This window comes from Marinospirillum sp. (genome assembly GCF_014859565.1).
Map to the genome: position 1 here is coordinate 1 of NZ_JACUUA010000044.1, position 22,738 is coordinate 22,738.

The 22,738-nt window shown below is 50.9% G+C and carries 22 protein-coding genes; 6 read left to right on the top strand and 16 right to left on the bottom strand.

Annotation, left to right across the window (positions count from 1 at the left end; genetic code table 11):
- Positions 1-130 precede the first annotated feature (130 nt).
- The 5 genes from IBX50_RS07955 to IBX50_RS07975 form a co-directional block, all read right to left on the bottom strand.
- Positions 131-508, bottom strand: a complete 378-nt coding sequence (locus IBX50_RS07955) for an Ltp family lipoprotein (protein WP_292254805.1) — start codon at positions 506-508, stop codon at positions 131-133.
- Between the two features lie 181 nt (positions 509-689).
- Positions 690-1,151 (bottom strand): hypothetical protein, encoded by a 462-nt coding sequence (locus IBX50_RS07960; protein WP_292254808.1) that lies wholly within the window; start codon positions 1,149-1,151, stop codon positions 690-692.
- A gap of 92 nt (positions 1,152-1,243) precedes the next feature.
- On the bottom strand, positions 1,244-1,984 hold the full coding sequence (locus IBX50_RS07965) for a hypothetical protein (RefSeq protein WP_292254810.1): 741 nt from the start codon (positions 1,982-1,984) through the stop codon (positions 1,244-1,246).
- A 585-nt stretch (positions 1,985-2,569) separates the two neighbouring features.
- Positions 2,570-5,692, bottom strand: a complete 3,123-nt coding sequence (locus IBX50_RS07970) for an efflux RND transporter permease subunit (protein ID WP_292254813.1) — start codon at positions 5,690-5,692, stop codon at positions 2,570-2,572.
- Positions 5,685-6,947, bottom strand: a complete 1,263-nt coding sequence (locus IBX50_RS07975; protein ID WP_292254816.1) for a biotin/lipoyl-binding protein — start codon at positions 6,945-6,947, stop codon at positions 5,685-5,687. The genes IBX50_RS07970 and IBX50_RS07975 overlap by 8 nt, the downstream gene beginning before the upstream one ends.
- 370 nt (positions 6,948-7,317) lie before the next feature.
- On the opposite strand from IBX50_RS07975, the gene IBX50_RS07980 reads away from it, so the two are divergent.
- Positions 7,318-9,300 carry a sensor domain-containing diguanylate cyclase gene (locus IBX50_RS07980; protein ID WP_292254819.1) on the top strand — a complete coding sequence of 661 codons (1,983 nt, stop codon included), beginning with the start codon at positions 7,318-7,320 and terminating at the stop codon, positions 9,298-9,300.
- Here IBX50_RS07980 and IBX50_RS07985 read toward each other — a convergent pair.
- From IBX50_RS07985 to IBX50_RS08015, 7 genes are all read right to left on the bottom strand, one after another.
- The gene (locus IBX50_RS07985) at positions 9,273-10,085 is read right to left on the bottom strand and encodes a transposase (RefSeq protein WP_292254822.1); all 813 of its coding nucleotides are present in this window, start codon (positions 10,083-10,085) and stop codon (positions 9,273-9,275) included. The genes IBX50_RS07980 and IBX50_RS07985 overlap by 28 nt on opposite strands.
- A gap of 63 nt (positions 10,086-10,148) precedes the next feature.
- Positions 10,149-11,111: an alpha/beta hydrolase gene (locus IBX50_RS07990; RefSeq protein ID WP_292254824.1), complete on the bottom strand. Its 963-nt coding sequence runs from the start codon at positions 11,109-11,111 to the stop codon at positions 10,149-10,151.
- A 23-nt stretch (positions 11,112-11,134) separates the two neighbouring features.
- Entirely contained in the window at positions 11,135-11,515 is a 381-nt protein-coding gene (locus IBX50_RS07995; protein WP_292254827.1) for a hypothetical protein, read from the bottom strand.
- Positions 11,512-11,922, bottom strand: coding sequence for a MaoC/PaaZ C-terminal domain-containing protein (locus IBX50_RS08000; RefSeq protein ID WP_292254829.1), 411 nt, complete (start codon positions 11,920-11,922; stop codon positions 11,512-11,514). Before IBX50_RS08000 ends, IBX50_RS07995 begins: the two co-directional genes overlap by 4 nt.
- Entirely contained in the window at positions 11,909-13,426 is a 1,518-nt protein-coding gene (locus IBX50_RS08005) for a class I adenylate-forming enzyme family protein (protein ID WP_292254832.1), read from the bottom strand. Before IBX50_RS08005 ends, IBX50_RS08000 begins: the two co-directional genes overlap by 14 nt.
- A 40-nt stretch (positions 13,427-13,466) precedes the next feature.
- On the bottom strand, positions 13,467-14,222 hold the full coding sequence (locus IBX50_RS08010; protein ID WP_292254835.1) for an enoyl-CoA hydratase/isomerase family protein: 756 nt from the start codon (positions 14,220-14,222) through the stop codon (positions 13,467-13,469).
- A complete protein-coding gene (locus tag IBX50_RS08015; protein WP_292254837.1) occupies positions 14,219-14,941 on the bottom strand; it encodes a TetR/AcrR family transcriptional regulator in 723 nt (240 codons plus the stop codon). The genes IBX50_RS08010 and IBX50_RS08015 overlap by 4 nt, the downstream gene beginning before the upstream one ends.
- A 94-nt stretch (positions 14,942-15,035) precedes the next feature.
- On the opposite strand from IBX50_RS08015, the gene IBX50_RS08020 reads away from it, so the two are divergent.
- Genes IBX50_RS08020 through IBX50_RS08040 form a run of 5 tightly spaced genes read left to right on the top strand, consistent with a single transcriptional unit; the run spans position 15,036 to position 20,039 of the window.
- Entirely contained in the window at positions 15,036-16,253 is a 1,218-nt protein-coding gene (locus tag IBX50_RS08020) for a substrate-binding domain-containing protein (protein WP_292254840.1), read from the top strand.
- Between the two features lie 29 nt (positions 16,254-16,282).
- On the top strand, positions 16,283-17,068 hold the full coding sequence (locus IBX50_RS08025; RefSeq protein ID WP_292254842.1) for an ABC transporter ATP-binding protein: 786 nt from the start codon (positions 16,283-16,285) through the stop codon (positions 17,066-17,068).
- Positions 17,068-17,793: an ABC transporter ATP-binding protein gene (locus IBX50_RS08030; RefSeq protein ID WP_292254845.1), complete on the top strand. Its 726-nt coding sequence runs from the start codon at positions 17,068-17,070 to the stop codon at positions 17,791-17,793. The genes IBX50_RS08025 and IBX50_RS08030 overlap by 1 nt, the downstream gene beginning before the upstream one ends.
- 13 nt (positions 17,794-17,806) lie before the next feature.
- Positions 17,807-18,865, top strand: coding sequence for a branched-chain amino acid ABC transporter permease (locus tag IBX50_RS08035; protein WP_292254847.1), 1,059 nt, complete (start codon positions 17,807-17,809; stop codon positions 18,863-18,865).
- Positions 18,866-18,869: 4 nt separating this feature from the next.
- Positions 18,870-20,039 (top strand): branched-chain amino acid ABC transporter permease, encoded by a 1,170-nt coding sequence (locus IBX50_RS08040; protein WP_292254851.1) that lies wholly within the window; start codon positions 18,870-18,872, stop codon positions 20,037-20,039.
- Positions 20,040-20,130: 91 nt separating this feature from the next.
- Here IBX50_RS08040 and IBX50_RS08045 read toward each other — a convergent pair whose 3' ends face one another.
- From IBX50_RS08045 to IBX50_RS08055, 4 genes are all read right to left on the bottom strand, one after another.
- The gene (locus tag IBX50_RS08045; RefSeq protein WP_292254854.1) at positions 20,131-21,888 is read right to left on the bottom strand and encodes an ABC transporter transmembrane domain-containing protein; all 1,758 of its coding nucleotides are present in this window, start codon (positions 21,886-21,888) and stop codon (positions 20,131-20,133) included.
- Between the two features lie 76 nt (positions 21,889-21,964).
- Entirely contained in the window at positions 21,965-22,213 is a 249-nt protein-coding gene (locus IBX50_RS08050) for a DUF2442 domain-containing protein (RefSeq protein WP_292254858.1), read from the bottom strand.
- Positions 22,197-22,289, bottom strand: coding sequence for a DUF4160 domain-containing protein (locus tag IBX50_RS20705; protein WP_366930701.1), 93 nt, complete (start codon positions 22,287-22,289; stop codon positions 22,197-22,199). The genes IBX50_RS08050 and IBX50_RS20705 overlap by 17 nt, the downstream gene beginning before the upstream one ends.
- A gap of 4 nt (positions 22,290-22,293) precedes the next feature.
- The coding region (locus tag IBX50_RS08055; protein WP_366930702.1) for an aminoacyl--tRNA ligase-related protein at positions 22,294-22,738 on the bottom strand (445 nt) is incomplete at its 5' end.

Consider the following 22,738-nt stretch of genomic DNA (forward strand, 5'->3'; position numbering starts at 1 on the left):
TCGAGCCATCCCCATGCCCTCTTTACCTGAAAACCCGATCAAACCATAGTTCAGCAGGTCTTTCTACAGCCTGAACGCCCCGTTCACGGGCAGCGTCTCGTGAAGCAACTTAGGCTGCTTGCATTTTCAACTAGCAAGCACCCGCCTGTTGCGCCCCATACCTTGCCTGGCTTTCGGTGTACTTGTCTCCAGCACTTGATGAAAGTTGATTAATTAGGCCATTGCACGAGAACCCCGAGATGCTGAGGTACTGCTTTGCAGATCTTATCGCCTGCTTGTTCCAATCAATGTTAAGACTATCAACCGCTACAGTTGCATCGGAAACCTTATAACCATCCCCATAGTCTGATGACAGCTGTTCAATAAGCCCGCTCCGTGAGAAGCCAGAGATGCTGAGGTACTGCTGCGCAGATCTGACGGCATTCTCTTGAGGCCCAGTCAGGCTTCCCGCCCATGTAGGTGCGGCAGCAAAAAAAATAACAATCATTGCTAATTTCAGAAGTTTCATAGTAATTTCTCCGTTTGTGAAAATGTGAGCCTAACGATGCTGTAGGAAAACCTCAGCCAAAAAAACTGGTCATTTTTGTATTAAAAATGGCGTTCCACGTGAGTTCTGGAGCAATTTTCATCACCTAGAAACCAAGAATTTACGTAGGAGCGCTAAAAAACTCTCAAAACAAGGGCGTCAATTACAACGGCCCGTGCCTTTGTTTGTTAGAGTTTTTTGTGTATTCCATTAGAGCTCGAGCCAACGCAGCAAATGCATGGATTAATTTTGTTCTATAATTATATTTTGCAACTTTGACAACAGGGAAATTAGCTAGAGCCTCGTCCACCCACACATTAAGGCCACTCTCCACCAAGGAAAACTGCCACTCATGAGCAAGTTTATTTCTTATCTTATTCAAAAAAAATAGAGAACGAACAATTTTATAACCCTGATCAGTTTCATCCATCACATCCGAAATCAACTTAACCTTCTTATGGAATGAGGCATCCTTATTACTGCCATAGCCCGCCATGCTTAAAAAGCTGTCCATGAAGACCTCTAATATAAGGTGCCCCTTTAACAGCAATAGCTCAGCATTTTTATGCTTCTCAAGGTTGAACCAAACCGCCCACTCAAGAACCTTCTTTAGGTTTTCATTCATGCATGACTCTAACGTCTGGAACAACGAAGGAGCGAAGCGACGTCCGAGCCGGAAGGACCGAATTGCTTGTGGTTGTTAAGTGCGATACATGATCAGAGACCATCTCGACCCATTCTCCAAACTACCACCTCATCTTTTAGGGTGTTTACAATCAATGTCATTTCCAAGGATTCAAAGTAGTAGTTTGAGATGATGTCCGGATTCCTGGTTGTTACTGGAAATTCTTCCCATTCACCAAAACGATCTCTCCAAAAACTAGGATCCCATTCTGAACCCATAATGACATTCTCAATTACCCACTGTTGATCTTCATTGCGTTGAGCAACTAGCTCGGATGACTCACCAGAGCCCTTTAATGAAATTGGGTGGCTATGCTCCAAGCTTTCACTGACACCTGATGACCTAGATTCTTCATCCTGAAATCCCCAACGTGGATAAAAGTTCGCCGCTACCTCATATTGTCCAGTTGGTAGATCACTTACATCGAATGTTGCCTGCCCTATTCCATTCACCAGTCGTACGCGCTCATTCTTACCAATCCACGTATCATCTGGCGCTTGATCAGCCAGGCTAATACTAGCCATCAGTTCGATAGTACCGGGTATGCTTGTCGTTAATACAAGATGGACTTGACTATCGTTCAAACTCCGGCCAGAAACTGATACTGAATAGCCCTCGGGTGGGTGTGAGGCTGATTTATTTTCGGCGACATTCGCTGGTTTTGAAGCATTATCAGGTGTCGAAACGTCATTTTGAGCATCACAGCCGATTAAAGACATAGCAGCTACTATCGACAGCAAGGACCCAATAAAACGTGCTCTGGAATATACCATTCTATATCTCCTGATTCGTTGCTTGCACATAACATTTGTATAGTGGTCTGAACGACCATTTTTGCTGATCACTTTGCATTAAGCCGCTATTCGGCCTGCTGTAGTGCAGCACCCTTGATTGCACTGCTTTTCTTCAAAAATACAACCTGTACCGATCATGGAAATTCAGTCGCTGTGTACGTTATCCCAAAATTTCACAGTTACCGCAACCCCTTACTTTTGTTGTTTTTATTATTTGTTTTTGAGTCAACTCAGGAAATAACCATCACACTGACTATTTTGCTATCACGATGTTCATTTTCAAAAACCTCAGCATCCAGAAGAAATGGGGCGTCCAAGATTAATCAGACGAGCAAGGGGGCATACCCTGTGTTTTTTTCGCATGACAAAGCCATGCAAGCTCTAGATTGCGTGAGGAATTTCCAGTCCGTTGGGCACTCTGGGGAATTGTTGAGGTTTTACCACGCTACCGCCGGGGATGGCGTTGGTGAGTGCCTGCATCCCTGCGACTTGTGTAGCTATATCCATTAAACAGGTTCAAATCTACTAATTTGAGCAGCAAATAACAACCCTTTCAGGCTCCTTTTATGGAGCCTCTACAGGTTCTTTTTCCAGCTTATCTCTCCAGGTTTCCACCCAGCCGAGCAGGGCGGGTATAACCACCAGCACCAGTACGGTCGCTACAGCCAGGCCAAATACCAGTGAAACCGCCATGGGGATCAAAAACTGTGCTTGTACCGATCGTTCAAACAACAGCGGCACCAGCCCCACAATGGTAGTGATGGAGGTGATCAGTACCGCTCGCAAGCGCTGGCAAGAGGCTTCAACAATTGCCAGATCCCGTTCCATGCCACTTTTGCGTAATTCCTGATAAAAACTCACCAGTATGATGGAGTTGTTGACCACAATGCCGGTGAGTCCAAACAAACCAAAAAGGGACAGGATGGTGAGTTCGATATTCATCACAAAATGCCCCAGTGTGGCACCCAGCAAGCCAAACGGGATAATCGCCATCACCACCACCGGCAGCAGGTAACTGCTGAACATCCAGGCCAGCACTACAAAAATGCCAACCAGTGCAAACAGCAGTCCCATGCGCATATCACCCAGGGTTTCTGCCTGATCCACCGCACGCCCCTGAAACGACCAGTTCACACCAAAACGTTCAGCAATTTCTGGTAATACACTGGCTGCCAGTCGCTCACGAATCTGACCGGCATTACCCTGTGCCCGATCCACTTCAGCAGATACATGCACGGCCAGTCGTGCATCGGCATGGCGCAGGGTTTCAAATCCTGGCTGAAAATCAATACTCACTAACTGATCCAGCGGCACCCAGCCCTGATTACCGGGCAAGGGTAAGGCCAGTTGGTTCAGTATGGATGCCCGGTGCCGCTCGTTATCCGGCAGGCGCACACGTACTTCCACTTCTTCCAGCCCATCTTGGTACAGCTGCACCAGTGCACCATCAAAAAAGCCACGCAGTTCAGCCGCGAGTGTTCGTGGTGAATAACCCAGCGCCAGCGCCTCTGGCCTTAGTTGCAGCAACAGCTGTTCACGGCCATAAGGGGTGTCGTCTTCCACTGCATACAACCCGGATATATCCTGCATTCGTCCGGCCAGCTCCAGCGCTGCCTGTTTAAGCACCACTGCTGAAGCACCACTGAGGCGTACATCCACGTCCCGCCCCGGTGGACCACCGGTCACTGCGGTAATAATCACCGCATCCAGCCCCGGTGCAGTGGGCATCCGGCTGTTCCACTCATCAATCAACTGCTGGTTACGTACATCCCGCTGATCCGGTGAGGTAAGTTCCACCAGAATGGCAGCAAACTGATCCCCCTGCGGCGCGGCACCATCCTGACTTAATAACTGCCCCAGTCGGGTCACCCGTGTTTGAACCAAGGCTTCACCCAGCTCTTGTTCTGCATCCAGCAGTGCCTGATCCATTTGATCCATAAAAGCCGCAACTTTTTCTGGTGAGGTACCGGCTACAAACGAGACATTGGCACGGATTGTGGTGCCATCTGGATTGGGAAAAAAGGTAAAACCCACTCGACCACCGGCCAGCATACCTACAGCCAGAATAAACAGCGCGACAGCTCCGGCCAGGGTGAGTCCTTTTTGTGCCACGGCAGCAGTGACCCAGCCACGAAAACGCTGATCACGAAAATGCTCCAGTCCACGTTCAAAACGGGCACTGATGCCTGTACGTTGTTCTGGTGAGGTCAGGGGATTACGCGCCAGCCCACGTTTGAGCTGATGCGGCAGGATTAAAAAGCTGATGATCAGGGTTGCCAGGATGACACAAATCACCACCAGCGGGATTTCAAACATGATTTTGCCCATGATGCCGCCCACCAGCATCAGCGGGAAAAAGGCCGCCACGGTGGTCAGGGATGAGGCCACCACCGGGCCAATCATGCGTCGGGCACCAGCTTCTGCGGCATCCTCAGCAGACATGCCCTGTGCTCGCAGGGTATAAGCGTGTTCTGAAACCACTATGGCGTTGTCCACAATAATACCCAGCGCCATGATAAAACCGAACAGGGACATCATGTTGATGCTGCCCCCAAACACCCACAAGGCGACAAACGCGGTGGTGAAGGCAATCGGGATACCCAGCGCCACGCGCAAAGCCAGCTGACCACTGAGGAATAAAAACAGGATTGCCACCACCAGAATCAAACCGCCCAAGCCGTTTTTTAACAGCAGCTTGATGCGTTCATCAATCAGCTCCCACAGCTGGTCATAGACTTTTAATTCCACCTGCGGCGGCAGACTGGACTGGTTTTTTTCCAGCCAGTCATTAAACAAACGAGCCGCTTTTAATGCATCAGTGCTTTCGGTGCGTTGCAGCCACAATTCAACCGCTGGTTTGCCCTGATACCGAATCAGGGTTTGTCCATCCCTTGGGCGTTTTTCCAACGTGGCAATATCCGCCAGCGTCAGTAGCCCCTGCCCGGCATCAGCGGTTACAGGCAGGCGTGCAAAGGCTTCCAGATCCCGTGCCTGCTCCAGAATACGCAACTGCCGCCCGCCTTGATCACGCCCCACCAGCCCCGCTGGTTGATCCTGACTGTAAGCCGCCAGACGCTCCGCCAGCTGACGCGGTGTCATGGATATCGCCAGCAGATTATTCAGCGGTACCTCAATGGCAACCACTTCTTGTGGCAGGCCACCAAAATCCACTCGCTCAATGCCTGTATCCAGCAATTCCTGCTCAAACCGGCGGGATAACTGACGTAATTCATCAGCATCTTCCAAGCCGGTCAGTAACAAACGCGCTATGGGTTCATAACGCACAATTCGCGTCACTACCGGGGTTTCTGCGGCATCCGGCAGGTTACGAAGCTGTGCCACCCGATCTTCCACCTGAGCCAAGGCCTGGGTCATGTCTGTACCGTCACGAAACTCCAGTGTGATGGCAGCAACACTCAGCGCCGAGGTGGATGTCATGGACTTGAGACCATCCACACTGCGCAGTACATTTTCCAGCGGCAGGGTGACACCTGTTTCCACATCTTCAGCACTGGCACCCACCCAAACCACCCGCACACTGACAAAATCCAGCGCAAAATTAGGGAAAAACTGGGTATTCAGTTTGATTAATGCCCAGCTGCCGGACATTAACATCAGCAACACCAGCAGATTGCTGGCCAGGCGGTGTTTCAGAAACAGACCAATCAGGCCGCCGTGCTCACTCATTACCGGACTCCAGCTGGATCACGTCCACCACATCCACCAGCAGGCTATCCATGGCATTGGGTAAACGATTCGCCAGAATGGGATCTCGCGGTTGCAGGCTTGCCGCACGAACCAGTACACCCGGCTGTCCACTTCTTGGCAGATCACCCAGCAGCTCAACTTGTATGCCCTGCAGTCGGCCTTCTTCAATTCGATAAATTCGATCCCGCCCCTGCAGGGCATCAACGGGTAACCAGTACACCTGTTGTTGCAGCGGCAAATCCAGACGTGCATCAACAAACTGCCCCAGTGCCAGCCCGTCAGCCTTCCCTTCCTGCAACACAAAAGTGGCAAGAATACCGGCTGAATCACTGGTGCGACCGGCCAGTTGCTGTAACTCAAACACCAACGGCTGACCATCCAGATCCACTCTTGCCCGCAGGGATTCACCCGCCTGCATGGCTGCACGTATGGCAGGCAACCAGCTCAGTGATAAACGGGCTTCCATCTCCAGTGCCTGGGGTGAAAAAACACTCAACAGCGGTTCATTCAGGCTGACTCGATCACCGGCAGCCACCAGCACTTCTTGAATCCGCAGGGTTCGATCCGCACGTAACTCGGTTGCCGTCAGATCCCTCTGCGCCTGTTGCAACTGGACTTCTGCCCGACGAATACTGGCCTCCAGCTGTTGTAACCGCGATGGGTGCTGCTCAACCGCCAATTCACGGTTCATCAAAGCCAAGCGTTGCTGACTTAAAGCCAGACTGGCTTCTTCCACCTGACGTTGTGAGGCACGATCCCCGGCAGCCAGCTGCTGTTGCCGCTGATACTGACGTTCCGTCAGTTGCAACATGGAGCGTTCTTGCTCCAGCGCACGCAGATCCACCTGATGCTGACTGAGGCGTTGCAAGTGCTGGGATTTCAGATCCTGCAGTTCCGCCTGGCGTTGATGAAACAAGGCACGGGCATCAAGATCATCCAACTGTAATAACAAATCACCTTCCGCCACCTGTTGACCGCTGCGCACCGCAACTGTTTTGACATCCCCGGCACTGCGAGCCCTTAACATGGCATCACTGGCACTGGTTAACTGACCAAACAAGCGCAACTGGGGCGCAAAATCACCCTGCTCCACACGAATCACCGCCACTGGCCAGCGCCGTTCTTCATCACCTGCCGGGGGTGGTTCTGGGCGTGTCATACGCAATATCACAAACCCCAGCAGGGCAACAGCAATCACGATCGGGGGTAAAAAACGTTTGATAAGGGGCGGCATAGATTAGCGATTCCTGAAGTAAAATTTGACGTTCAAGTCTAAGGTACTTGGCGATAAAAATACACTCAATAACTCAACGCAAAAAATTGACACAGATCACTATGAATGTATTTTTAATAGTGGTTTTTTGAGACGATCTGAACCATGCAAAACAAACGATAAAACTGTTATATCTGAAATAAACAGTAAATAAAACTATAAAAATAATAAATCGCAGCATCTACATGTACAAAAAACAATCTACCATTAAAAAATGCAAAATATGGCACTTTAAACCCTTGTTTACATGAATCTTTTGCCAGATTGACTGCATTCGGGCCTGCCAGTAATCTGCCGAAACTTTCTGATCCACCAGCGGAGATTTGCCGTTTTGAGTACCGAGCAGCCCAGTCAGATACAACCCGATGGTGTGTTGTTGGTCCTGGATCCCGAGAATTTTAAGATTATCCAGGTCAGCGCCAATACCAACGAGTGGCTGAGTAAAAAGCCTGAAGAATTACTGGGTCAGGCCGTCAGTTATGTACTTGGATCCGATGTGGGTGGCTTTCTTCTCAAAGTCCTGTCACAACCGCCTTCTTTTCAGCCTCAATTACAACCCATCAGTTTTGGCGGGCGCAGCTTCTCCTTGCGAACCCATTATCATTCCAGCGGCCTGCTGGTAGAAATGGAACCTCTGCCGGATGATGACCACCTGCTGACCTATAAGCTTTTTTCCAAGCTCAGCAATTTTTTTCATGATCTGGAACTCACCAGTGATCCCGACCGGCTGCTGAAAATGGCAGCCCGAATTCTGCGAGAAACAACCGGCCATGAAAGTGTCAGAGTGCATCGTTTTGATCCGGAGTGGAACAGCGAGGTTATTTTTGAAGATCGCGCTGACGGTGAGCAACATCTGCTGGGGCACCACTTTCCTGCAAACAATATCCCGGCCAGGGTTCGCCACCTCTATCGTATTAACCGTACCCGCCAGATCAGTCATTGCAAACACACCCCGGTGGATTTGATCCCTGCCAGCAACCCGATCACCGACACGGTGGATTTGACCCGTACCCACCTGCGCAGTATTGAGCCCGAACATCTGGAATACATGTACAACACTGGGGCTCTTTCTTCTCTAACCCTGTCAATCATGCCGGATGGGCATCTCTGGGGTGTGCTGGTTTGTGAGAGTAGCCAACCCCGTTACCTCAGCCCACCGGTACGAGCCTTTTGCAGCATGGTGGTACAGCTGGTCAGTGAAAACCTGCAGTTGGCATTTAACCGCCAGTTCTCACATCAGATGAGTCGGCTGGGTCGTGCGATTGATCAATTTAATGCCGGATTCCAAGCCGAGTTTGAGCTGCATGACGCCCTGTCCGGTATCACTCACCTGCTGGCACCTTTTGAAGCCGATGCTCTGGTATTACGGCTGGATGGTGTTGATTACCTCTACGGTCGAGACATCACCCCAGAAGCCATCCAATGCCTGCGGGAAGTGGTGCATAAACAGACCCGAAGCGGCATCGCCTATGCAGAAAAAGTGCCCGACAGTCTGTCAGGTAAAACAGACTGGATTGCCGGTTATCTGTTTATGCCCCTAGCGGCACAGGCAGAAGAGTATCTGATCCTGCTCCGTTCTGAGCAGAGCAGTTTAAAAACCTGGGCAGCAGATCCAAGCAGAAGAGACACAGCACCTCACGTGGACTATAAAGTCTGGCAAGAAGAAGTTAAAGGCCAGAGTCTGCCGTGGGAAAGACACCACAGAGCTGCGGCCAGTCGTCTGCGACGCGCAATTAATCTGCGTATGGCCAGTGAAATGGCTCGCCTGCGCAAGCATGATGAGGAAATGGCACATCTGGCAACCCACGACAAGCTGACTGACTTGCCCAACCGCCTGTTGCTGGAGGATCGATTAGAACGAGCAGTTGCCAAGGCACGCAGAGATCGTGGTGTTTGTGCGGTGTTATTTATGGATCTGGATGGTTTTAAACCCATCAATGATCAACATGGGCATGATACTGGTGATGAAATCCTGCGCCGGATTGCCCGCAGACTGGAAAGTAATATCCGTGAGTCGGATACCTTTGCCCGTCTGGGAGGGGATGAGTTTGTGTTTATCCTGGGTGGATTCTGTTCTCAATCAACCGGACGTTTTGGCACAGAAACCCTAGCACAAAAGCTGATTGCCAGCCTTAAAGACCCCTTTGTGCTGGAAGATCAGCGTAGTTTCCAAGTCAGCGCCAGCATAGGTATTGCTCTTTATCCCTTTGATGCGGAAACACCGGAGGCACTGACCCGAGCAGCGGACCAGGCCATGTATAACGTTAAACAATCTGGGCGGCACAACTATCTGTTTTTTAGTGACTTTTCATAAGCCGCTACCTTACGACTGACTGTAGAGGGGTGTACAGAAAAATGTTCAGCAATCTGCTGTAAGGTATATCCCCCATCCAGATACGCTCGTGCCATAGCTTCAGCACCCTCCCAGCCATCACGAAAATCCGCCAGTAACAATCGGGACTTCACCGCAGATTGTACTGTCTGCTGACGAATCCTTTTTACAAACTGACGATCACCCAGAAACTGCTGATGGCGTATCTGATCCCACAGCCGCTGCTGCTGTTCTCGACTGAGGTATTGCGGCCAGAAATCTCTAGATTGAACGACGGCACCAGAAACCTGTTGTAAACGTTCAATATCCAGCGGAACCAGTGAAGAGTGATGCCCAGCCATGGCTGCAGCACTGCTCCAAGGCCAATCCAGCGGCTGTTTTACCAGTCCCAGACGCCGTGGCTCAGTCAGCACTTCATGCACCAGGGGTAAAAGATACTGCTGTTCATCCACCAGCACAGCCTGAAAACGCCCTGAGAAAAGTCGTCCCTTGCGTCCATGCCGTTGATTAAATTGCCGAGTATAAGAGGCATTTAATTGATGCATACCCAGTGACAGTCGCCCATCCTGCGGGCTCACCACCAGGTGATAGTGTTGCTCCAACTGGCACCAAGCCAAACAACGCCAATGGTAACGTGACATCACACCTTTGAGGATGTCGACCCAATCTTGCCGATCCTGCTCACCTTGATAAAGAGTTGCGTCACAGCATCTGGAAGTCAGATGATACAAAGCACCCGGTAACTCGTAACGCAATGGCCTAGCCATGGTTCACTCCCTGTCTATTGCTTTATATCAAGCCTAGTACAGAGTGTTACATTATGCGTTGAATTAAAAATACTTCTCAGTTGCTGAACCCGAGCCAAGAAACCGACTGATCACCTGATAAGTATCCAAACAGCAGTCTGGCACTAGATCTTCCATATTAAGATAGGCATGCAACATCCCCGGATAATGCTGATGCACACATGGCACACCCGCATTGTTCAGTTTAGCCAGAAAGGCCCTAGCTTCATCATGCAGCGGGCAAAAACCCGCCGTAATAATCAAAGTGGATGGCAGTTTGTCCGTAACCTGCATAAACAGAGGTGAGGCCAGCAACCGGTTTTCATTCTGCTGAAAATACTGGTCGTAATACCATTCAATTTGGTCTCGCTCCAACAGGTAACCCTCTGCCAATGTCTGAATGGAAGGAAAACCAAGCGTGTAATCCAGCCCCGGATAAATCAGTATCTGGTGAGTTAAAGGTTGTTTGTTCCGATGCTGTAATAATGCTGACACTGAAGCAGCCAGTGCACCTCCACCTGAGTCACCCGCAATGGCCAGTTGTGCATCAGCGTAGTTGAAGTGGTGCTGATCCAGCACCTTCCTGATGTGGTCAACAACCAGCAGGCAATCATTCAGACCCGCCGGATACGGATACTCTGGAGCCAGCCGATATTCCACTGATACCACCAGATTACCGCTGGTCAGCGCCAGCTTACGGCAAATGGGATCATAAACATCAATACTGCCAGCAACATGACCGCCACCATGAACATAAATACACACTGGTTTGCAACGATCAGGAGCTGGGTCATAAATACGTACCGGCACGGAAGTGTCAGCACCGGTCACCCGTGTATCCGTAATGTGTGGAAAATCTGGAATGTCTGTCACAAGACCAGCCGTTAATTTTGCCAGACCTTCTCGTACATCCAACGGCTGTAACGTCAGTCCGGCAATCCTTTCCCTTTGAGCGTAGCGATTGTACTTCACCAGCCAGTCAGCCAGCCTTGCATCTAATAAAGGCATACTCTGCTTCCCAGTTCAGCTGTTCAGCACTTAAAAAGCACCAGCGCCTTACCCTGACAGATCGTGCGACCCGCAGCATCTGTACAAACAGTATCCAGGTTCACCAAGGACTTTCCCGGTCTCAGTTGTGTAATCATCACACTTGCCTGAACCGGCTCATCGGGTCGAACCAAGTATTCAAACACCATGGACTGCTTCAGATACATGGTGCCAGCACCCGGCAATCGAACACCCAGCAGGTATGAAAAAAGTGCGGCAATCAAAGGTTCCGGCAGTGTTACCAACGGCCCTTGCCAGCCAGACAAGCTCTGCCACTCAGCCAGTTCATTCGGCTGATAACAGCGTTTAACACTGCTCATCTGCCCCACCTGCAACAAGTCAAATCGGCGTATTATGCTGCTCATACTGGTGTCTCCTTACCCTCATTTGATTGCAAATGACAAACACCACTCAAGCAGGAGAGTCCATCAGGTCGTAGGATATCAACATGCAGGATCATCACCCCTCCCTCCTCCGCCTCAATATGCAGGTGAAGTTTCAGCCGTTGGTCAGCATAAGCCGGATGTGTAAAAGTCAGAGACTGCTCCAGTAACGTGGCACCGGGGAAATGGCCATTCAGTACTGCTCGCAAACGGGAAAAAAGCAGCATTCCGTGTGAAACAGTGGCTCCAAAGTGAGTAGTGGCCGCATAAATCGGATCCGTGTGAATTGGATTGTCATCACCACTTAGCTTGGCAAAAACATCAAAATCCGACTGACTGAGTTGCAGGGTTTCAACAAGGGGATTTGCAAATTTTTTAGCGGTATCCATGGCGTAACTCCTGCTTGGTGATTTTCCCCATGGCATTACGAGGCAAGTGATCCTGCTGCACAAAACTGGCCGGTATCTTGTAAGTCGCCAGATGTTGACTGCAAAAAGCACGTAAATCCTCTGGTGCGGGAATTTCTTCTCCAACATCACAGATAATAAACGCCTTGCCAACCTCCCCCCATTTTGAATCGGGTACTCCGATGACCGCCACTTCCCGAATTAACGGGTGTTGTAATAACACCTTTTCAATTTCTGCCGGATAAACATTTTCGCCTCCAGAAATAAACATATCCTTGGAGCGATCCACCAGCGTAAAAAAGCCATCTGCATCACAACGAGCAATATCCCCAGTGCGCAACCAGCCATCCGCAGTAAAAGCACTGGTTGTGGCATCCGGTTGTTGCCAGTAACCCGGTGTTATACCCGGCCCTCGCACCAATAATTCACCCGCTTGTTGTTTCTCCACATCACAACCGGATGGATCAACCAGTCTCACTTGGGTCATGATTAAAGGACGTCCAACAGATCCGATTTTTTCAATCACCCGATCTTCATCAGCCAGAAATACCGAAGGGCCTGTTTCTGTCATGCCGTAACCGGTTCGAATTTTGATGCCCAGCTCGACATACCGCTGTGCTACGGGCAAGGACAAGGCTGCACCTCCACAACTCCAGGACCTGACACCTCGCAGACGTGCACCATCAAAATCCGGATGATCCAGCAAAGCCTGATAAATGGCCGGCACACCAAAAAAAACGGTGGCTCGTTGTTCAAGCACTTCCAGTGTCTGGTCCGGATCAAAAGTGGGTGCGACCAATACCGTTCCGCCCACAAACAACACACCAGTGGAATAAAGATTGATGCCGCTGGTATGAAAAAGTGGTAACACATTAAGCAAGACATCAGAGGATGCCAGCGACACCGCTGTACCAATACTCAGGTAGTTGGCAAGCATCATACGAAAGGTTTGAACCACCCCTTTGGGTCGTCCGGTGGTGCCAGAGGTGTACAACAAATACCAAGGGCGATCAGGATCACTTGGTGGAACAGGTGCCAAATCCGGGTTAACCCGATTCAGATCATAAGCATAACCCAGCTGATCACTGGCTCCATCCATATCCAGCAACTGCAGCTCTGTTCTGCTGGACTGCAAATCACAAGCTTTATCCCGGAAACTGGCGGTATGAATCAACACAACAGGTGAGCAGTCTTCCAGCAACTGCAGCAATTCACCCTGTGCCAGACGCCAGTTCAGTGGAACCAGTATCAACCCAGCCTTGCCACAAGCAAACAACAGGGCAAAAAACTCTGCACGGCTTTCGCCCAACCAAGCGATACGATCACCCGGTTTTAACGCCCAGTGTTGGACTGCCGCTTGGGCAATTCTGGACGCTCTTTTATTCAGTTCACCATAGGTAAAACGCTCACCCGTGCCCAGATCTTCCAAAGCTAGATGATCTGGATTCTGTCTTGCTCGGTGGGCAAGAAGATCAAACATCTCCATATCACACCTCCTATTTTTGTTTTTATTAACACGAGAGGCCTTATCTTTTTGCGAGAAACTGCCGCATTCCCTCTTCAGCCTCGGAAGTTACAATCTGCTGCAGAAAGTGGATTTTCTCCTGCTCCAGTGCCTTGGCAACCTGGTGCAAGTCAGGCCGGGTCAGTGCTAGGGTGTGACGAATACTTCCAGTCACACCACAACTGACCCTGGCAGCCAGTTGCATGGCACTAGCAGCCAGTGTTTCTTGCGGAACCATCTGATGAATTAAACCCAGTTGTTGTGCTTCTTCTGCTTTAATACATAAATTCAGTAACTGAATCTCCAGAGCTTTGTTTCGCCCAACCCGATCAGCCATAAGGCAACTCCAGCCACCATCCGGACTAAAACCAACCACGGTATACCAAGGGGCAAAACTGGCTTGAGGAGCAGCAACAACCAAGTCACATGCAAGCACTAATCCCACACTTCCACCAGTGACCGCTCCTTGCACCTCCGCTAATGTCGGACAAGGTAACGACAAGAGAGCAAGAATGGATTCATGCAATAAACCCACCAGAGTAGCGGCATACTCACCGCGCTCACTGGCTGGCACCGCATAAAAAGCGGCTACATCACCACCGGTAGAAAAAGAGCGCCCTTCTGCAGCCAAGATCAACACCCTAGGTGGTGCCTGCTGCAACTGCTGTAGAGTCAATAACAATGGCTCAAGCAGCTCCGGCACCAGTGCGTTATGCCTTTCTGGGCGGTTCAAAATAATCCGTACCACCCCATCCGGTGCATCCACCCGAGTGATCATTCAGACTCCGATCCGCTTGTGCTGGTTAATCCGTGCCGGAGAAAATCATCAAGGGTTTCAGTCACCTGATCCAACGACAGATCATCCTGCCAGAGTGCAAAACGCATTCCGAGAAAGTGTGACATTCCCATCAACATCCAGTTACGCACCTGATTGTTACCGGGGCGTATTTCTCCTGCGGCAGTTGCCTGATCCAGCACCTCACCGTAAGACTTGCCGAATTCTTCGTAATACTCCCGGTAAATGGCTTCATCAACAAACAAAGCTTCCTGCAGCACACGATACATCCAGGGGTTTTCTTTTACATATTGCAGGAAAGCACGAAGCCCACGCGATTCAGCCTCAATCCGATCAGTAGAACCGGCAACACTACGCGCCAGATGAAGTCGCAGGTTATGACCCATCTCCCGAATCAATTCCCGCAGGGCTTCTTCTTTACCTTCGAAATACGAATAAAAAGACCCCAAGGCAACCCCGGCAACTCGGGTAATGTCATTCACACCAGCCTGATGGTATCCCAGGGTTCCAAAGCACTCTTCTGCCGCTTTAAGAATTTTTGCGCGTGTTCGCTGGCCACGAGCAGTCTTCGGCGTGCGATTCAGGATGGCTATAGGTGCCCCCTTGCTACTTTCATCTTTGCTTTTGCTGCTTTCAACAATGGTTGCCATAAAAATTTCGCTGGATGGTTGTTTTTTTATGAAATATGAATCAGTATTCATGTTGAGGTTAAGCCCCGACCAGCAGCATGTCAAGCAGCAATACATGCCAACGGGAATATAAAAATAAGATTGACCTAGTTCTGGAGTAAGCAGAATGAAACGTTTTTTTGTCACTATAACTCTGGCAGCATCCACTCTGGCTTTTAATGCCACCATTCAAGCTGAACCCATCAAAATTGCGCACGTCACCGGCTTCTCTGGCCCACTTGCAGCCTATGCTGAACAGCTCAGTGTAGGCATGGCAATGGGTTTTGAGTACGCCACTGAAGGCTCCCTAACTATTGAAGGGCGCCCGATTGAAATCCTCCGCAAGGACACCCAGAGTGATCCTGCACGAGCTCGTGCACTGGTTGAAGAAGCCTATGCAGAAGATAACGTGCATCTGGTTGTTGGGCCGGTTGCCTCCGGTGTGGCGCTGGCCACCCTGCCGATTGCAGAAGAGTACGAACGAATCATCATGCCCGAAGGGGTAGCGGATGCCATCACCGGCTCCCAGTGGAATCGTTATGTGGTTCGCATCGGGCGCAACTCTTCACAGGATGCCATATCCAATGCCGTTGCCATTGGTGAACCCGGTGTCTGTGTTGCCACCATTGCGCAGGATTATGCTTTCGGACGTGATGGTGTTGCAGCCTATAAACGCGCACTGCATTCGGTCGGAGGCCAGGTGGTTCATGAAGAATACCTGCCCACTGATGCCACCGATTTCACGGCAGCAGCCCAGCGCTTGTTTAACGCACTGCGCAACCGTAATGATTGTGACAAGGGTAAGCATATTTTTTCCATCTGGGCTGGTGCGACCAATCCACTCCCCAGAATTCAGGATCTGCAACCTCAGCGTTTTGGTATTCAGTTGACCAGCGGTGGCAATATCCTGCCCGCTCTGGTCAGCAATGCAGATCTGCCGGGTATGGAAGGTGCAACCTTCTATTATTTTGAACTACCCAAAAACCCCATCAATGACTGGTTTGTTGCCGAGCACTTCAAACGTCATAACGCCGCCCCAGACTTTTTTACCGCCCAAGGGTTCTCTCAGGCCATGGCTATTACTGCCGCTATCCGCAAGTCAGGCGGTTCAACGGATACCGAAGATCTGCTTGCCGCTTTTAAAGGGTTAGATTTTGATACCCCCAAAGGACGGATGCACATTCGTGCAGAGGATCATCAGGCATTACAGGCCATGTATCACTTCCGAACCCTAGTTCAGGAACGGGATGATTGGTTTGCCAATCGCACCGTCACTGCCGGTGTACCCGAACTGGTGCGTATTATTGAAATTGATGAAATGGACATCCCGATCCTGAATCGATGAATTCTAATTTCACAATGGAATTTTAGGCCATGACAAACAAGCCTCCTGTACTGGAAACACGAGACCTGACCATAGAGTTTGGCGGACATGTTGCTGTCAATCAGGTTTCCTGTGCATTTCATGCCGGTACACTGACCACCATCATCGGCCCCAACGGGGCCGGTAAAACCACCTGTTTTAATCTGATATCCGGACAACTGCGCGCAACATCCGGCAGTGTATTGCTGGAAGGCAAAGACATTACTGCTTTTTCTGCAGAAGCCCGAACAGATCTGGGACTTGGTCGTGCTTTCCAGCTTACCAACCTGTTTCCCAACCTTTCTGCACTGGAAAACGTTCGGCTGGCAGTGGCATCCAGCCACCGTATTGGTCACAACTTCTGGCAACGGGCAACATCCAGAACAGACCTTCAGGAACTAGCCAGTGAATACCTGCGCCGTGTTAATTTGCTGCACCGTGCCAACACACCCGTATCCAACCTGCCACACGGCGACCAGCGTAAGTTAGAAGTGGCTCTGTTAATGGCACTAGAACCCAAGGTTTTTATGTTTGATGAACCCACCGCGGGTATGAGTGTTGATGAAGTACCCGTGATTCTTGAGCTGATTGCAAACCTCAAGGAACAAACCGATAAAGTGATCCTGCTGGTTGAACACAAAATGGATATTGTCAGATCCCTTTCAGACCGGATTGTAGTGCTGCACAACGGCACACTGATGGCAGATGGTCAACCAGACGAAGTTATTGCCTCACAGGTTGTACAGGAAGCCTACCTGGGCATCTTGCCAACCCCCGATGCTGAGGAAACCAGCTGATGACTGAAAACATTCTGGAATTGACAGATATACATGCTGACATCGACCAGTACCACATACTGCATGGCGTAAATCTGCAAGTACGTCAGGGTGAGCTGGCCGTACTGCTCGGGCGCAACGGTGCAGGTAAAAGTACAACACTGCGCACCATCATGGGCCGCAATAAGGTCACACAGGGCAAGGTCGCCTTCCGAGGTGAAGACATCACTCACCTGAGTACACCGAAGATTGCCCGCAAAAAAATTGCCTTTGTACCTGAAAACATGGGTGTTTTCAGTCAGCTATCGGTGCGTGAAAACCTGTTGCTGGCCGCGATCAGTGGCCCGATTGATACAACTCGCCTTGAGTGGTTGTTCGGTTTTTTTCCACCACTCGAACGCTTCTGGCACAAGGCTGCAGGAAACCTTTCCGGCGGGCAAAAACAGATGCTGGCCATTGCCAGAGCCATGATTGAACCGCGAGACCTTTTGCTGGTGGATGAACCGACCAAAGGTCTGGCACCCGCCATCATTGATGATCTTGCTTCAGCCTTTGAAGAGCTTAAGGCACAGAAGGTTTCTATTCTTCTGGTCGAGCAGAACTTTAATTTCTCACGCCGTCTTGGTCAGTCAGTAGCCGTGATGAATGATGGTCAGGTTGTCCATACCGGACAAATGGCAGATCTCGCCAATGATGAAACACTGCAACATAAACTACTGGGGCTCGGACTCGCAGCTCACCAGTAGGGAGAAAGAAACAATGAACACCAAAACACTGCACTGGAAAAGCTTTGGATACCACTGGCTCAAACGCCTGAAGCATTTCAGTCAGCAGCAGCCCCACTTGCTGCTGCTGGGTCTGATGCTTTTTGCTTCCCTACTGATGATAAATACAACTACCTGGCTGACCCTGACACTCAGTGGTCTGGCGATGGGTGCCATGCTGTTTCTGATGGCATCAGGCATGACACTCACTTTTGGTTTGATGAGTGTACTTAACCTAGCTCACGGTGCTTTTATCTCACTGGGTGCATTCATCGGGGCAACAGTACTGACGGTCTGGATGACCGACCAGAGTGGTGCTAACACCTGGGCAGCCAACCTGATGGCTGTAATACCGGCATTATTGCTGGCTTTTCTGGTGGCAGGAATGATTGGCTGGATCTTTGAAGTGCTGGCAATCAAACCGGTATATGGCGACCACCTGAAACAGATTCTGATGACTGTAGGTGGGTCGATCATACTGATCCAACTGATAGAAGTGGTCTGGGGTGCCAATGAAATTCCCGTGCCTCGCCCAGCCTCCCTTCGAGGGGCATTAATTTTGCCCGAAATGATTCCAATTGTTGGTGGTCTGGTACTGGAAAAATACCGACTAATGGCACTGGGACTGGGGCTGGCTGTTTATGCCGCCATGCTGTGGATCATTGATCGCACTCGACTGGGCATTCTGATCCGGGCAGGAGTGGAAAGCAGAGAAATGGTGGAAATACAGGGTTACCGGATCGGTTTTCTGTTTCTGGGGGTATTCATCGCCGGTTCAGCACTGGCAGGGCTGGGAGGAGCCATGTGGGCCATGTACCGTGAAATCATCACTGCTCACATGGGAGAAGAGCTGATGATCTCGGTTATTGTGATCATCATACTCGGGGGACTTGGCTCAATTCGTGGCTGTTTTTATGGTGCGCTGCTGGTGGGATTGATCAATCTGTATGTTGGTTATCTTGAGCCACGCCTGGCCGCTGTGGCCACTGTAGGTCTTATGGTCGCAGTATTAATGTGGCGTCCGCAGGGACTGATCCCCGTTATCAAGGTATAAAACAATGAAGATGATGAGTGCAATTTTATCCGACGATTTTCCCCGCAGTCGACTATTAACAGCCCTGCTGGTTATCATTGTGCTGGCACTGGCACTAGGCCCATTTTTGTTTCCCGGGACCCGCGCCTTTACCACTCTGGGAATGATCTGTGTTTTTGTTCTGGTGGTTGCTTCTTATGACCTGATGCTGGGTTACACCCACATTGTATCCTTTGCACACACCCTGTTTTTTGGTATTGGCGCTTATGGTATAGCACTTGCAATCAATCATCTGGGTTCAAACTTTACTGCAGTGTTCACAGGACTGCTCATCGCCTTGTTAGTCAGTCTGCTACTGTCCTTGCTGCTGGGGTTGCTGTCACTGAGAGTCAAAGCGATTTTTTTTGCACTGGTGACTCTGGCTGTTGCTTTTGCGTTTATGAGTCTGGTCACCCAGCTTTATCATATCACCGGGGGTGAAGACGGCATGCGTGTCAGGGTTCCACGTGAGCTGGGGCCCGCCTGGAGATTGCTGGAAAATCCCCTACCAGGTTTTAACATCAGCAGTTGGCTGAGCACCCTCTTCACTCAACCCTGGAATCTTGCCTCAGCCTTTAAAGAAGCACACTTTCAAGTCGCTATCACGGGACGGGTGGTGATGTACTACATCACTTTCCTGATCTCCACGCTGGCATTTTTGTTCCTGCTGAGGCTGGTCAACTCTCCATTCGGGCGTGTGTTACAGGCTATCCGCGAGAATGAATTCAGAGCACAGGCGCTGGGATATCGCACCATTTATTACAGAACAGCGGTGGTGATGCTATCAGCTGCTCTGGTAACCCTAGCTGGAGCCATGTTTGCGCTGCTCAATCGTTACGTTAACCCGGAGAACACTCTGAATTTTGAGCTGATGGTATTCATACTGCTGATGTGTGTGATTGGTGGCATGGGCACCCTGTACGGTGCCTTGGTGGGAGCTACATTGTTCATTCTCGCTCAGAACTACCTGCAGGATATGCTGCAGTGGATTGGTGATCGCACCAATGCCAGTGGTCCTTTTGCTGAACTGGTTGCACCAGAACACTGGTTACTCTGGTTCGGCCTGCTTTTTGTACTCAGTGTATATTTCTTTCCGGCAGGGATTGTTGGGCAGTTACGCCTCTGGGCCAGTAAAAAACGCACAACAACTGAATAACACAGGTGATGCTCAGGTTTTATAAGGTCTACGGAAGGTGTTGCCAAGTGACTGGCAATACCTTCCTTTGGAAATGCTGGCGTAGATCGCCTCACCCATCCCTGAACTGGAGTTTTGCTAACTGACGGTAAAGAGGTGAGGACTCCAGCAGCTCAGCATGAGTACCGGATGCAATCAGGCGTCCCTGATCCAGCAGCAGGATACGGTCTGCAGAAATAACAGTGGCCAGGCGATGGGCAATAACCAGCGAAGTGCGCCCCAGCATTAATCGATCCAGTGCCTGTTGTACCAGTGCTTCACTGGCCGCATCCAGTGCGCTGGTGGCTTCGTCCAACAGCAATACCCGTGGATCACGCAGCAGTGCACGGGCAATGGCTAGGCGTTGTCGCTGACCACCAGACAACTGCACACCACCGGGACCTAACCAAGTCTGCATACCTTGCGGTAGACGCTCAATAAAATCCATGGCCTGAGCTTCACGGGCAGCATTCAGCACGGCCTGATCATCCGCACCCGGACAACCATAACGGATGTTTTCTTCTGCCGTACCGGTAAACAACACCGGTTCCTGTGCTACCAGTGCCATACAACGGCGCAGCTCTATCGGATCCAGCTGTTGCAGCGGCACACCATCCAGCAGAATCTGTCCGGCATCTGGATCATAAAACCGCAGCAGGAGTTTCAGCAGGCTGCTTTTACCGGCACCGGATGGTCCCACCAGTGCCACTCGTTCACCTGAGCGGATATCCAGATTTAGCTCACTTAGCGCCGCCTGTTCCGGGCGGGAAGGGTAAGCAAAAGTCACTTGCCGGAAGGTCAATTTACCCTGCACCGGTTGCGGCAAGGCTTGTGGCAGTGCAGGCGCGGCAATTCGGGGTTTTGCAGCCAGCAGTTCCAGTAAACGCTCAGCAGCACCAATGGCCCGCTGCACCTCGCCGGCCACTTCTGCCAGAGCAGCCACCGCACCGGCAGCCACCAGCGCATAAAATACAAAAGAAATCAGCTCACCATGGCTCATGCGACCGGACAACACATCATGCCCGCCTTGCCACAGAATGATGCCCACTGCAGTAAAAGCCACCAGCAGGGCAAATCCGGTCAGCAGAGCCCGCTGGAAGATACGGGCACGCGCCACCACAAAAGCTTCCTCCACCCGCTCTCCGTAAAGGCGACGATCTTCTGTTTCGTGACTGCAGGATTGTACTGTTTCGATGCCTTTTAACGCCTCACCGGCATAAGAACCCAGTGCCGCCACCTGATCCTGACTGGAACGGGACAAACGCCGTACCCGGCGACCAAACCAGAGCACCGGCACTACTGCCAGCGGAATACCCAGCAGCACCATCAATGTTAGCCAAGGACTGGTGATCAACAACAGAATCACTGCACCGGTCAGCGACAACAGGTTGCGCAGTGCCATCGATAGAGAGGAGCCGAACAGGCTTTGTAATACCGAAGTATCCGCCGTCAGGCGGCTCTGGATTTCACCGGCACCATTGCGGAAAAAATACTCTGGTTCCAGTGAAAGAAGATGATTAAAAACCTGATGACGCAGGTCGGCGGCCAGGCGTTCACCAATCCAGCTGACCAGATAAAAACGACAGGCAGAAGCCACAGCCAGCAGTGTCACCACCCCCAGCGTGCCGATTAATGCCAGATTCAACCAGTGTGGATCACCGGAAGCAAACCCCCGATCCACCACCAGACGCAACCCCTGCCCCAGCAACAACACCCCGCTGGCCGCCACCACCAGCGCAATCCCGGCCAGCAGCAACTGCAGCTTGTATGGTGCCAGAAAACCAGCCAGACGCAGCAGTATACGGGGATCAGATTTGGGGGATGAACTCACAGATCAGCCATAGAATTAAAACAGCAGGACAGACAAGCAGAAGGGTGAGCCAAAATGGCAGCAGCTATTTGGACGCTCAAGCCACTTTACCTGGACGATGTGTGATGTCACCACGACCAGCAAGCAAGCCTTCGATCGAGATATCCTCATCCAGCGCATCCCAGTGAATGCCACATGGACTCAGCTCAAAATCAAGGCGCTGTTCCGGGGTGGCAGACAACAGCCGTGGAAACCATGCCAGAGGTACACCCAGCATTCTACCGTCACTCAACTCGACCCAGAAGCTGCTGTCATCAAAACGAATCGACTTAGGCGAAATGCACATGAACAGGCTCCAGAGGGTTTCCTTCGTTAGAGTAGAAGAAAAACCTGAGCCCATCCACACGCAGTATGACAGGCATAACTTTAAATCAGCTCCAGTCCACCCATGTAGGGTTTCAGCACTTCCGGTACACGGATGCGGCCATCAGCCTGCTGGTAGTTTTCCAGTACCGCAACCAGGCAACGACCCACCGCCAGGCCAGAGCCATTAAGGGTGTGCAACAGTTCGGGTTTACCGGTTTCCGGGTTGCGGAAGCGCGCCTGCATGCGACGTGCCTGAAAATCCTCACAATTGGATACCGAAGAAATCTCACGGTAGGTATTCTGGCTGGGAATCCATACTTCCAGATCATAGGTCTTGGCGGCACCAAAACCCATATCACAGGTACACAGGCTCAGCACACGATAAGGCAATTCCAGCTTTTGCAGGATTGCTTCAGCATGGCCGACCATTTCATCCAGTGCCAGATAAGACTGCTCTGGATGCACCAGCTGTACCATTTCTACCTTCTCGAACTGGTGCTGACGA